Source organism: Streptomyces sp. NPDC005899 (assembly GCF_040629645.1).
Lineage (GTDB): Bacteria > Actinomycetota > Actinomycetes > Streptomycetales > Streptomycetaceae > Streptomyces.
Genome location: NZ_JBEXWB010000196.1, coordinates 1 through 11,781, shown reverse-complemented (window position 1 = coordinate 11,781; position 11,781 = coordinate 1). Strand labels below are relative to the sequence as shown.

The following is an 11,781-nucleotide window of genomic DNA, read 5'->3' as shown; positions in this document are numbered from 1 at the left end:
CGCCCGCCCCCGGCACCGCGCCCCGCCGGACACCCCGCGCCCTGCCCCCCGGCGGCGCGCGGGGAGACCGGCGGCCTCACGCGGTGAGTTCCTGGTGCAGCGCTTCCAGCAGCCGCGCGGCCCGCTCCGTCACTTCGGCGGGACCGAGCTCGACCGCCCGGGCACACCAACGCTGCCCCTCGGTGAGCTCGCCCCGGCGAGCGGCCAGCAGCGCCAGGCGCAGCGCCGCGCGGCCGTGCCCGTCGTTGGCGGCCCGGCTCCACCACAGGGCGGCCTCCCGCTCGCTGCCCTCACGGGCGAGCAGCAGGCCCAGGTTGAACGCGCCGTTGCGGCTGCCCGACTCCGCGGCCTCGCGGTACCAGCGTGCCGCGCTCGGCATGTCACCGCGCGCGGCGGCGAGCATGCCGGCCCGGACCTGCGCCCGGCGGTGGCCCTGCTCGGCGGCCCGCTCGTACCATTCCTCGCACTCGGTCTTCTCCGGCGTAGGTTCCCCCAGGGCCGGCGGCCCTGGGGGCGGCTGGCGCAGGTCGAGGACCCCGGCCAGGCGGAAGGCCGCCTCGGCGCTGCCGCCGCCCGCGGCGCAGCGGAGGTGGCGCTCGGCCTCCTGCTCCTCACCGTCGCGCAGCAGCGCCATGCCGACCTGGAGCGCCGCGTCGGTGTGGCCGGCCGCCGCCGCCCGCTGGTACCAGCCAAGCGCCGTACGGTCCTCGTCGCGTCCGGCGTGCAGGATGCCGAGGTTGAAGGCGGCGTCCACGCTGCCCGCCTCGGCCGCCTTGGAGAACCAGGGCTCGGCGCCGGTCGCGTCCCCCGCCTGGAGGAGCAGGACGGCGAGGGCGTTCGCCGCCTCCCGGTGCCCGGCGTACGCGGCCCTGCGGTACCACTGCTCGGCCTGGGCGACCCGGTCCTGGGCCGCGCAGAGGAGTCCGAGGTTGTACGCGCCGTTGACGTCGCCTGCGTCCATGGCGGCGCGGTACCAGCGCTCGGCCGTCTGCTGCTCCCCCCTCGCCGCGTGGAGCGCGCCCAGGGCGTTGGCGGCGTTGCCGTCGCCCTCCTGGGCGGCGCGCAGCCACCACACGGCGGCACTCTCCTCGTCACCCGCGTCCCGCAGCAGGAAGCCGAGGGCGCACGCCGCGCGCGCCTCACCGTCCTTGGCCGCGGTGAGGTACCAGCGGCCCGCCTCCTTGAGCTCGCCGCGCTGTTCGAGGATGGCTCCGAGGTGCAGGGCCGCACGGCGGTGTCCCCGTGCGGCGGCCTGCCTGTACCACTGCTCCGCCTCGCGGATCCGTCCCGCCGCGGCACCCGCGACGGGCTTGCCGGGCCTCCCCGCCGTGTCGCCGTCCAGGGCGAACCGCGCGTGCGTCCCGGTCTCCCGCCCCCGTCCGCGCCCGCGGCCGAAGGCGTCGTGCGCGTCGTCGGCGGACGTGCGCTCGAGGGAGCGGGCGAGCCGGTAGGCGGCCTCGCGGTGCCCCTGCTCGGCGGCGGCGCGCAGCCAGCGCTCGGCACCGACGTCACCGCGGTGTTCCAGCAGGTCGGCGAGGGCGTACGCGCCGAGCGCGTGGCCCTGCTCCGCGGACTGGCGCAGCCAGTACTCGGCGCCGGGCTCGTCCCCCCGCTCGCGGAAGTGGCGTCCGAGCGCGTGTGCCGCGGCGGCCGAACCGGCGACCGCCGCGATGCGCCACCACCCCGCCGCCTCGTCCGCGTACCCCCGCTGGTGCAGGAGGACGCCCAGGTTGTTGGCGGCGGCTCGGTCTCCCTCGGCGGTCGCGGCGCGCAGGTAGGTCTCGGCGCCGTCCAGATCGCCGCGGCGGAGCAGCAGTGCGCCGAGGACGCTCATGGACGCGGTGTCGCCGGCCTCCGCGGCACGACGGTGACGTGCCTCGTCCTCGTCGGCGTGGTCGGCGGTGTCCGCGGTGTCCGTGGCCTCCTCGCCGGGGTCCGCCGCGCCCGCCGGGCGTCCGGCCTCGGTGGAGCCGGTCGCGGTGGTGGCGCCCCTGGTGAGAGCCGTGCCCGTGGCGTACGACGTGAGATCGGCGTCGGCGTCGTCAGCGACATCGGCGCTCCCGGCGACGGCAGCGGCGAACACCGCATCTGCCACGTTTTCTGTCGCTCGGCCGCGTCGCTGCACAAACCGCCCTGTCTCCAACAGAGTTGCCCTGTCCCCCATAAATACCATCGTCGCACCACCCCCAACCCGCGCACATCTGGAATTCCGCGGCCAGTGAGGTCACTACAGCGTTTTGTCGACATGCCCACAGGGAGACAAGTCAAACACGTCCAGCTCCAACTGATGCCCCCCGAACCGCACTTCACCCGGACAACTTGAAAAAACCCGGCCCGGCATGACGAAGGCCCGGATCCTTGGAAGGATCCGGGCCTCAGTCGTTCAGTAGCGGGGACAGGATTTGAACCTGCGACCTCTGGGTTATGAGCCCAGCGAGCTACCGAGCTGCTCCACCCCGCGTCGTTGTGTTCACACACTACCACGACGCGGGGCGGACCCTGTTCAGCTGCCCTGGTCGTCGCCCTTGTCACCGGACGCGCCGGCGGAATCCGCCGCGTCGGGCGCATCCGACGCGCCGCCACCGCTTCCGGATCCGGGCTGGGCGGCGGCCGCCCGCTCCAGTGCGTCCTGGAGGGCTTCCTGCGCCTTGCCGTAACCGGTCCAGTCGTCCTTCTTCAGGGCCGCCTGGCCGTCGGCGTACGCCTTCTGGGCGTCCGCGATGGCCTTCTTCAGCGCGGCGTCCCCGGTGGCGGGTGGCTGCGTGGTGTCACCCGGTGGCTCGGTCGGCTCCGTGGGCGGAGTGGTCGTGTCGGACTCCTCCACCCCGAAGACCGCGTTCAGCGCCTCCCCGAGACTGTTCTCGAAGACGATCTTCGATCCGTACGACGCCGCGACCTTGCGCAGCAGCGGGTAGTTCTGCGTGCCACCGCGCGTGTACACCGGTTCGATGTAGAGGAAACCGCCGTCGAGCGGCACCGTCAGCAGATTGCCGTACTCGATGTCCGAGTCGGTGCCCTTGAGGTTCCTCACGAATTCGGCGACGTCGTCGTTGCCGTTGAGCTCGCTCTGGACCTGGCCCGGACCCTTCACCGTCGTGGTGACCCTCAGCAGTCTTATCGTGCCGTAGTCCTTGCCGGCCGCGTCCGCGTCCACCGCCATGAACGCCCCCAGGTCGGGCCGCCCCTTCGGTGTGAACGTCGTGGTCAGAGAGAACTTCTGCTCGTCCTGGCCGGGCATCTTCATGCTCAGGTAGTACGGCGGGACAGCCCCGGGCTCCTTGTTGGTGGGGTCGTCCGGCACCTGCCAGGCGTCGCTGCCGCTGTAGAACTGCGCGGGGTTCTCGACGTGATAGCGCGTGAGCAGCTCCCGCTGGACCTTGAACAGGTCCTGCGGGTAGCGCAGGTGGTCCATCAGGTCCTGGGGGATGTCCTTGCGCGCCTTCACCGTCCCGGGGAACGCCTTGCGCCAGGTCTTGAGGACCGGGTCCTCGGTGTCCCACTCGTACAGCTTGACCTTGCCGTCGTACGCGTCGACGGTGGCCTTCACCGAGTTGCGGATGTAGTTGACCTGGTTCTGCTGGGCCACGACGGCCCGCTGATTGGTGGTCAGCGAGTCGGCCGTGGTGTCACCGAGCGTCGTCCGCGAGGCGTACGGGTAGCCGTTCGTCGTGGTGTAGGCGTCGACGACCCATTGGATCCGGCCGCCCACGACCGCCGGATAGGCGTCACCGTCGATCGTGAGCCAGGGCGCCACCGCCTCCACGCGCTCCTTGGGGGTGCGGTTGTACAGGATCCGCGAACCCTCGCCGATGGCTCCCGAATACAGTATCTGCGGCTCGCTGAACGACACGGCGTAGGCCGCGCGGTTGAAGGCGTTGGAGAGGCTGACGCCGCTGTCGCCCTTGTAACTGGTGGTCTTCTCGCCGTCCTCCTCGTAGTCGAGCTCCTTCTGGGGCCCTCCGACGATGGAGTACTGCTGGGTCTTCTCGCCGTAGTAGATGCGCTGCTCGTACTTCGGCAGCTCACCCGTCGTCGGCAGGCCCGACTCGGTGAAGTCCGGGGAGCCCGCCGGGTTGGTGCCCGTCGTGGTGCCCCGGGCCGCGATCGCTCCGTAGCCGTGGGTGTAGGTGAAGTGGTCGTTGATCCAGTTCCGCTTGGGGAGGCCGTCGAGGTTCAGCTCCCGCAGGCCGATGACGGTGTCCTGCTCCTTGCCGTCCTCGCCCTTGTAGCGGTCGACGTCCAGCGTCTGGGGGAACTGGTAGTAGTTCCTCTTCTGCTGGAGCTGCTGGAAGGCCGGGGAGACGACGTTGGGGTCCATCACGCGGTAGCCGGCCGCGGAGTTCGCGTCGGACCGGAGTCTGGCCTCGTCCGTGGTCGTGCTCTTGCCCGAGTAGTCCTCGACCTCGGCGTCGTCGATGTCGTAGGCGTCGCGCGTGGCGTCGATGTTCTTCCGGATGAACGGCGCTTCCTTGGCCTGCTCGTTGGGCTGCACCTGGAACTTCTGCACGATCGCCGGATAGAGCCCGCCGATCAGGATCGCCGACAGCACCATCAGGCCGAAGCCGATCACCGGCAGCTGCCAGGTGCGCCGCCAGAGCGTCGCGAAGAACAGGACGGCGCAGATCGCGGCGATGCAGAACAGGATCGTCTTCGCCGGAAGGTAGGCGTTGGCGTCGACGTACCGCAGGCCCGTCCAGTTGTCGGTGGCCTTGAAGTCACTGGACTTCACGGCCAGGCCGTACCGGTCGAGCCAGTAGGCCACCGCCTTGAGCGAGACGAAGATGCCCAGCAGCACGGACAGGTGGCCGGTCGCGGCGCCGGTGGCCCGCGCGCCGGGACTGGTGATCCGCAGCCCGCCGTACAGGTAGTGGGTCAACGCCGCGGCGATCAGCGACAGCACCGCCGCGGCGAAGCCGAAGCCGAGCAGGAAGCGGTACCACGGCAGGTCGAAGGCGTAGAAGGCCACGTCCAGCTTGAACTGGGGGTCCTTCTGACCGAACGGCACGCCGTTGACGTACATGAGCCACGTACGCCACTGGCCCGAGGCGGAGGCCCCGGCGATCAGCCCGACGAGCGCGGTGACGGCGAGCAGCACCCACTTCTTGTAGGGGGCGACGCTCATCCGGTAGCGGTCCAGGCTCTGCTGCTCCATCGACATCGCGCTGAGCGGCGGCCGGAGCCGGTGCGCGAGCCAGACGTTCACACCGATGGCGAGAGCCATCAGCAGTCCGAAGACGAGGAACAACCCGATCTTGGTCCACAGAGTGGTCGTGAAGACGGACGAATACGCGACCGACCTGTACCAGAGCCAGTCCGTCCAGAACCCGGCGAACATGACGAAGGCCATGGCGAGAACCGCCAGGACCCCCAATGTCATGAGCAGGGTACGGACGCGCCGGGACGGGCGGCCGACTCTGATCCGTGGCCCTGTCGGGCCTCCGCCGCGGTCCGGCATCTGGAAAGCCAACGTGCGCACCTCGAAGTTCGCGGTCGTGTGAAGCAGGCCCAGCGATCGTAGAGCCCACCTATGCAACTTACTGAGGCTTTACCTAGTTCCCGTTCCCGGGGCGGAAGGAGGCAGGATGTCGGGCATGCCCAACGTTTCTCCCTCAGGCCCCCCGATGGCGGCGAGTCCACTGACCGTCGCCGTCCTCGAAATCGACGCCTACGCCGCAGGTCTCGGCTGGGACCAGCCCGCCCGGCTGTTCGCCCTCGTCGACACCGCGCGGCTGCGCGCCCAGGAACCGGGCCTCGCCGCCCAGCTGGGTCTCGACGACACGTCGTCGGCGACCGCGACCCTCACCCCCGTCGAGCAGGAGGAGCTCCCCGCCGGTACCGCGCTGGACGAGTTCCTCGCCACGATCGCCTGGCCCGACGCCGTGGCCGGCTGCGCCATGACCGTCGAGCGGCTGATGCTGCCGCCCTCGGCCGAGGCCTCCGTACCGGAGGGCCTGAGCGACACCCAGCTCACCGCGTGGGTCGCCGAGCACCCGGACCGGCAGGAGGTCCGGATGACGGTGGCGGTGCTGCGGGACGGGTCCCGGGACTCGGCGGTACGGCTGCGGGAGAAGGACTCCCCGACCGAGGTCCTGACCGGAGCGGGTCTGGTGCCGGGCCTGGCCGAGGCACTCGCGGCCACCTTCGAGTCCTGACCTCCCCGTTTCGGCCCTCCGGTTCCGCCCGGGGACCCGGCCTCAGCTCGCCGAGCAGCTCGGCAGGCCGGCCGTGTCCCCGGCGCGGATCCTGTCCAGGGACTTCTTGGCGTCGTCGAGCGTCCTGACCCGGATCAGCGTGAGACCGCCCGGGGTGTCCGAGGCGGCGGCCGCGCAGTTGTCGTCGGGCGTGAGGAAGTAGCGGGCGCCCGCGTTCCGTGCGCCGACCAGCTTCATGTTGATGCCGCCGATGGGACCGACCACGCCGGCGTCGTCGATGGTGCCGGTGCCGGCGACGAACGCCCCACCGGTCAGCTTGCCGGGCGTCAGCTTGTCGATGATGCCCAGTGAGAACATCAGCCCCGCGCTCGGGCCACCGACGTCGGCCAGCTTGATGTCGATGTCGAACGGGAACGTGTGGTCCGTGCCGGCCTGGATGCCCACGATCGCCCTGTCCTCCCCCGGTGCCTTGCGGGTGGTGAGGGTGATCTCCCGGCCGCCCTGCGGCTCCTTGCCCGCCTTCTCCGCGGCGGCCGCCGCCTTGGCGGGGACGATGCGGAAGACGACCTCCTGCCCGGGCCGGTGCCGTGTGACGAGCTTCGCGACGTCCTCGGGCTCGGCGACCGCCTTGCCGTCCACGGCCTCGATCACGTCGCCGGCGTGCAGCTTGCCCTGTGCGGCGCTGTCCTTGACGACCGTGGAGACGATGACGCGGGACGTCACGGGGATCTTCAGCTCCTTCAGGGCGGCGACCTTCGCGCTCTCCTGGGACTGGCTGAACTCCTCGGCGTTCTCCTGCGTCGACTGCTCCTCCGTCTTGCCGTCCGGGTACAGCGTGTCGTGCGGCACGATCACGCTGTCGTGGGCCAGCCAGCCGTAGACGGCCTCGACGATGTTCATGTCGTAGTCCGCGCCGGTCACCCGGACCGTCGTCATGTTGAGGTGACCGGACGTCGGATAGGTCTTGTGACCGGTGATCTGCAGCACCGGTTCGCCACGGGCGTCACCCAGCGTGTTCACCGTCGGGCCGGGAGACATCTCCGCGTACGGGACGGGAATCAGCACGCCTGCGCAGAGCAGCGCGATCAGGATGAGGGTCGAGGCGAGCATCGTCGCGGTGCGGCGTGGCATGGAACGACAGTACGGGAAGGGCCTGTCGGTGCACCGTCGGGGCCGGTCCGTACGGGCGGGGCGCCACGGCTGCGGGACGGCCGGCGGCTGCCTCGGGCAGGGCCCCGTGTGGGGGCACGCGGTGCGGGATCGGCGGCCGCCTGCGGCGGGCGCCGCTCGGCCGGTCAGGGACCTCGGCCCGGCCGGGGACCGCGGTCGGCCGTGGGGACCTCAGACGGTTTCGGAACCGGTGTGCGACTTCTCCATCGCCTCGCGGAACCGGGCGTAGCCGGCGAGTTCGGTGACGTCGCCGGCCGTGCGGTTACGGGCCGCCCACCCACCCCATATCGCCGCGCCGAGCGCGGCGACGAGCGGTATCAGAAGCCAAGCGAGTGCTGCCATCACGACCTCCTTGCCCCATGACCGACCGCCTTGACGATCAGAAGGTTAACCACCTGCGGGACCAACGCTCGTGGCAGGGGTGCCGTTACGCAAATCGGGGCTGATGACCCCCCGGGCGGTTTGCGATCAGCAGGCGCCGACCCATTCCTCCGTGCCGTCCGAGAAACGCTGGTGCTTCCAGATCGGGACCTCGTGCTTGAGGTCGTCGATCAGCTTGCGGCAGGACTCGAAGGCCTCACCCCGATGGGCGCACGAGACGGCCACGACCACCGCCAGATCGCCGACGGCCAGGTCACCCACCCGGTGGACCGCGGCCAGCGCCCTGACGGGGAACTCCGCGACCACCTTCTCCGCCACTCTGCGCAGCTCGTCGGGGGCAGTCGGGTGGCAGGAGTACCCGAGCGCGCCGACGTCCTGTCCCTGGTCGTGATCGCGGACCGTGCCGACGAAGAGCGCGGTGCCGCCGGCGGCGTCGTCCCCGACCGCGCGGAAGACCTCGTCGACGGACAGCGGCGTCTCGCGGATCTCCAGCAGCCGGATGGGGTCCTGTGCCGCCTGCTCACCTGGGTGGTCGTGGGTGCGTGCCATGGGACCATCGTGCCGTACCGCACCGGCGTGGCGGAACTGCGTGTTCGACCGGCGCGGGGCCGGCCGGCTTGGAGCCTTCTCCAGTACGACGGCGCCGGGCCCGGTCAGAAGCGGCGGCGCGCCTTGCGGGCACGCCTGACCAGCGCCGCCGTGCCGAGCAGGGCGACCGTCGCCCCGGCGGCGCCCGCGGCGGTGGCGTCCTTGCGTCCGAGACGGCGTCCGGCGAGTGTGTGGCGCCCCTCCACCTCTTCGAGGAGCGCCGCCAGGACGTCCTCGTTGGACCAGCGGGGCCGCCATCCGGCGTCGTGGAGCCGGCTCACGCTGACCACCCAGGGGTGCATCGTGTAGGCCAGGTCACCCGCCGGGGACGGCGTCAGGCCGATCCGGTGCAGCCGGGCCGCGGCGCCGAGGGCGACGGCGGACGGCAGCTCCATCCGCCGCACGCCGGAGAGCGCCTCGACCTCCTCCTGTTCGAGCCAGCCGTCGCAGCCGACCGCGAACTCCCCGTCGATCTTCTCGAGCGCGGCGTACTCCAGCGCGCTCACCAGGTCGTCGACGTGGCAGAACTGCCAGGCCGGGCGTGACCCGGCGACCACGAGGAGCCTCGGCGACTCGAAGTACCGGGTCAGTGCCGTGTCCGTACCGCCGACGAGGACGGCTGGGCGTACGACCGTGACGTTGAGACCGGGGTGCGCGCGCGGGGCGCGGCGGCCCAGGCGTTCGATCTCCAGCAGGTCGCCGACGCCGGTGGCCTCCGCCGTGGCACGCAGTTCGGCGTCCTCGGAGAGCGGCAGGTCGTTGTCCGGCAGCGCGCCGTAGACCATCGCCGAGGTGCACAGGACGACCCGGTGCACGCCCACGGCAGCGGCCGCGGTCAGCACCGTCTGCGTGCCGCGCACGTTGTACGCGGTCCGGGCGGCCGGGTCGGTCTCCAGGTCCAGGTCGAGGGCGAGGTGCACGACGACGTCCGCCCCGCGCAGCTTCTCCGCGATGGCGGGGTCACGCACGTCCAGGACGTGCCACGTCGCCTCCGAGACCTCCCCCCGCCGCTCGTCGATGGCGATGACCTGCTTGATCTCGTCGGAGGCGGCGAGGCGCGCGGTGAGCAGCTCGCCCACGCCGGTCGCGGCGCCTGTGACCGCGACGACGGGGCCCCGGCCTCTCGGGAGATTTTTCGTCGGCTTGCCTTCGGTCGAGGGGTCGGCCAGGTTTCGCGCTGCGCGAACCTGTGGATCTGGGGAACTCACCGGGCGTCTCCAGCGGTTGTCTTCAGTACGTACCCGAATGACGCGTACGTACCAGGTGGCTTCCATCCTGCCGCAGGCCGGGAGCCGGCGGAGCACTGAGGGCCCTGAGGAGCTTTGGTGTCTACGCTGGATGGTGATGTCGGGCAGTCGCCGTCGGTTCGAGCCGGCGGCCCTACGAGCCGAGGAAACCCGTGAGTGACACCCCATTCGGATTCGGCCTTCCGCCGGAGGAGCCGGAAGACGGCGACGAAGGCAAGAAGAAGGACCCCACCGGAGGTGGGCAGGGCTCGGGCGGGCCGGCGAACCCGTTCGGCTTCGGGCCCGGCGCGGGCGGGGACAACCCCTTCGCGGCCATGTTCGGCTCGATGAACCCGAACGACCTCGGAGCTGCCTTCCAGCAGCTCGGCCAGATGCTGAGCTACGAGGGCGGCCCGGTCAACTGGGACATGGCGAAGCAGATCGCCCGCCAGACGGTGTCGCAGGGCACCCCGGACGGCAGCAAGGACACGAGCGTCGGCCCGTCGGAGCGGTCCGCGGCCGACGAGGCGCTGCGGCTGGCCGACCTGTGGCTGGACGGCGTGACGTCACTGCCCTCCGGCTCGGTCTCCTCGGTGGCGTGGAGCCGTGCCGAGTGGGTCGAGGCGACGCTTCCCGCCTGGCAGCAGCTGGTGGACCCGGTGGCCGAGCGGGTCGGACTCGCCATGGGCGACGTCCTGCCCGAGGAGATGCAGGCCATGGCCGGCCCGCTGATCGGCATGATGCGGTCGATGGGCGGCGCGATGTTCGGCCAGCAGATCGGGCAGGCCGTCGGCACGCTCGCCGGCGAGGTCGTCGGCTCGACGGACATCGGTCTGCCGCTGGGACCGGCGGGCAAGGCGGCGCTGCTGCCGCAGAACATCGAGCGGTTCGGCAAGGACCTGAGCGTGCCGCAGGACGAGGTGCGGCTCTACCTCGCGCTGCGCGAGGCCGCCCACCAGCGCCTCTTCGCGCACGTGCCGTGGCTGCGCTCCCACCTGTTCGGTGCCGTCGAGGCGTACGCGCGTGGCATCAAGGTCGACACCAGCAAGCTGGAGGACGTGGTCGGCCAGTTCGACCCCGCCCAGCCCGAGCAGCTGCAGGAGGCACTGCAACAGGGCATGTTCCAGCCGGAGGACACCCCCGAGCAGAAGGCGTCGCTGGCCCGCCTGGAGACGGCCCTCGCGCTCGTGGAGGGCTGGGTCGACGCGGTGGTGCACGAGGCGGCGGCGTCCCGGCTCACGTCGGCGGACGCCCTGCGCGAGACGATGCGCAGGCGCCGGGCGTCCGGTGGGCCCGCGGAGCAGACCTTCGCCACGCTCATCGGCCTCCAGCTGCGTCCGCGCCGGCTGCGGGACGCCTCGCGGCTGTGGGCCTCGCTCACGGACGCCCGGGGCGTGGACGGCCGTGACGGGCTGTGGGAGCACCCGGACATGCTGCCGACGGCCCAGGATCTGGACGACCCGGACGGATTCGTCCACCACGAGCAGCTCGACTTCTCCGAGCTGGACAAGATGCTCGGCGAGGCTGCGGAGGGCAGGAGCCACCCCCAGCGGTCCGCCGGCGAGGAGCGGACCGAGGGCGGCGAGCGGGCCGATGGCGAGGACGGTGCCGGCGACGACGGCACCGGGCACCGCGACGGCAAGGACGACGGCGACCGGTGAGCCTGCACGACGACGCCGTCCTCGTACTGAGGCAACGCGGCGAGGACACCGGCCGGGTGCCCGGCGGGGAGCAGGACGAGCTGAGGCGGACCTACCTGGACCACCTGGCCGCGCATCCGGACGGCATGTGGAAGGCGTGCGAGGCGGGGCACCTGACCGCCAGTGCCCTGGTGGTCGACCCGGAGCGGGGCAGGGTCCTGCTGACGCTGCACAGGAAGCTGCGGATGTGGCTCCAGATGGGCGGGCACTGCGAGCCCCAGGACGCCACCCTGGAGGCCGCGGCCCTGCGGGAGGCCACGGAGGAGTCCGGCATCACCGGGCTCAGCCTGCTGCCCGGTGGCCCGGTCCGGCTGGACCGGCACCCCATCCCGGCTCCCTGCCACTGGCATCTCGACGTCCAGTACGCGGCCGCCGCCCCGGCCGGGGCGGCGGAGCGGATCAGCGACGAGTCCCTCGACCTGCGCTGGTTCACCTACGACGAGGTGGCCGACGTGGCCGACACCTCCGTCGTGCGGCTGGTCGAAGGGACCCGGGCCCGGCTGGCAGCGGGCCGCTGAGGGTCGTCCCGGGACGGGGGAGGGGGGGGGGGCGCGGGGGGGGGGG

9 protein-coding genes and 1 tRNA gene are annotated in these 11,781 nt (G+C 71.8%); 3 read left to right on the top strand and 7 right to left on the bottom strand.

All coding sequences use genetic code 11. From position 1 onward, the window contains the following. Window positions 1-76 precede the first annotated feature (76 nt). From ABZ371_RS20920 to ABZ371_RS20910, 3 genes are all read right to left on the bottom strand, one after another. Window positions 77-2,173: a tetratricopeptide repeat protein gene (locus tag ABZ371_RS20920; protein WP_358681757.1), complete on the bottom strand. Its 2,097-nt coding sequence runs from the start codon at window positions 2,171-2,173 to the stop codon at window positions 77-79. Window positions 2,174-2,387: 214 nt separating this feature from the next. Beyond that, window positions 2,388-2,461 (bottom strand) — tRNA-Met (locus tag ABZ371_RS20915). Window positions 2,462-2,503: 42 nt separating this feature from the next. Further along, on the bottom strand, window positions 2,504-5,455 hold the full coding sequence (locus ABZ371_RS20910; protein WP_358681760.1) for a UPF0182 family protein: 2,952 nt from the start codon (window positions 5,453-5,455) through the stop codon (window positions 2,504-2,506). 127 nt (window positions 5,456-5,582) lie between these two features. Between ABZ371_RS20910 and ABZ371_RS20905 the strand changes: the two genes are divergently transcribed. Further along, window positions 5,583-6,152, top strand: a complete 570-nt coding sequence (locus ABZ371_RS20905) for a PPA1309 family protein (RefSeq protein WP_358681754.1) — start codon at window positions 5,583-5,585, stop codon at window positions 6,150-6,152. 42 nt (window positions 6,153-6,194) lie between these two features. On the opposite strand, the gene ABZ371_RS20900 is transcribed toward ABZ371_RS20905, so the two are convergent. The 4 genes from ABZ371_RS20900 to ABZ371_RS20885 form a co-directional block, all read right to left on the bottom strand. Then, window positions 6,195-7,283: a PDZ domain-containing protein gene (locus tag ABZ371_RS20900; protein WP_358681751.1), complete on the bottom strand. Its 1,089-nt coding sequence runs from the start codon at window positions 7,281-7,283 to the stop codon at window positions 6,195-6,197. Window positions 7,284-7,493: 210 nt separating this feature from the next. Continuing rightward, entirely contained in the window at window positions 7,494-7,664 is a 171-nt protein-coding gene (locus ABZ371_RS20895; RefSeq protein ID WP_358681748.1) for a hypothetical protein, read from the bottom strand. Between the two features lie 126 nt (window positions 7,665-7,790). Beyond that, window positions 7,791-8,252, bottom strand: a complete 462-nt coding sequence (locus ABZ371_RS20890; protein WP_358681745.1) for a molybdenum cofactor biosynthesis protein MoaE — start codon at window positions 8,250-8,252, stop codon at window positions 7,791-7,793. Window positions 8,253-8,356: 104 nt separating this feature from the next. Further along, a complete protein-coding gene (locus ABZ371_RS20885; protein ID WP_358681742.1) occupies window positions 8,357-9,499 on the bottom strand; it encodes an SDR family oxidoreductase in 1,143 nt (380 codons plus the stop codon). A gap of 191 nt (window positions 9,500-9,690) precedes the next feature. Here ABZ371_RS20885 and ABZ371_RS20880 point away from each other — a divergent pair, with 191 nt between their 5' ends. Both ABZ371_RS20880 and ABZ371_RS20875 read left to right on the top strand, forming a co-directional pair. Further along, complete coding sequence (locus ABZ371_RS20880; protein WP_358681740.1) at window positions 9,691-11,178, top strand: zinc-dependent metalloprotease; 1,488 nt, start codon at window positions 9,691-9,693, stop codon at window positions 11,176-11,178. Beyond that, window positions 11,175-11,735, top strand: coding sequence for an NUDIX hydrolase (locus tag ABZ371_RS20875; RefSeq protein WP_358681737.1), 561 nt, complete (start codon window positions 11,175-11,177; stop codon window positions 11,733-11,735). Before ABZ371_RS20880 ends, ABZ371_RS20875 begins: the two co-directional genes overlap by 4 nt. Window positions 11,736-11,781: the final 46 nt, after the last annotated feature.

Excerpts from the sequence above, each read along its gene's own strand:
- ABZ371_RS20920 (WP_358681757.1), bottom strand. The coding sequence starts at position 2,173 with ATGGTATTTATGGGGGACAGGGCAACTCTGTTGGAGACAGGGCGGTTT.
- ABZ371_RS20910 (WP_358681760.1), bottom strand. The coding sequence starts at position 5,455 with ATGCCGGACCGCGGCGGAGGCCCGACAGGGCCACGGATCAGAGTCGGC.
- ABZ371_RS20905 (WP_358681754.1), top strand. The coding sequence starts at position 5,583 with ATGTCGGGCATGCCCAACGTTTCTCCCTCAGGCCCCCCGATGGCGGCG.
- ABZ371_RS20900 (WP_358681751.1), bottom strand. The coding sequence starts at position 7,283 with ATGCCACGCCGCACCGCGACGATGCTCGCCTCGACCCTCATCCTGATC.
- ABZ371_RS20895 (WP_358681748.1), bottom strand. The coding sequence starts at position 7,664 with ATGGCAGCACTCGCTTGGCTTCTGATACCGCTCGTCGCCGCGCTCGGC.
- ABZ371_RS20890 (WP_358681745.1), bottom strand. The coding sequence starts at position 8,252 with ATGGCACGCACCCACGACCACCCAGGTGAGCAGGCGGCACAGGACCCC.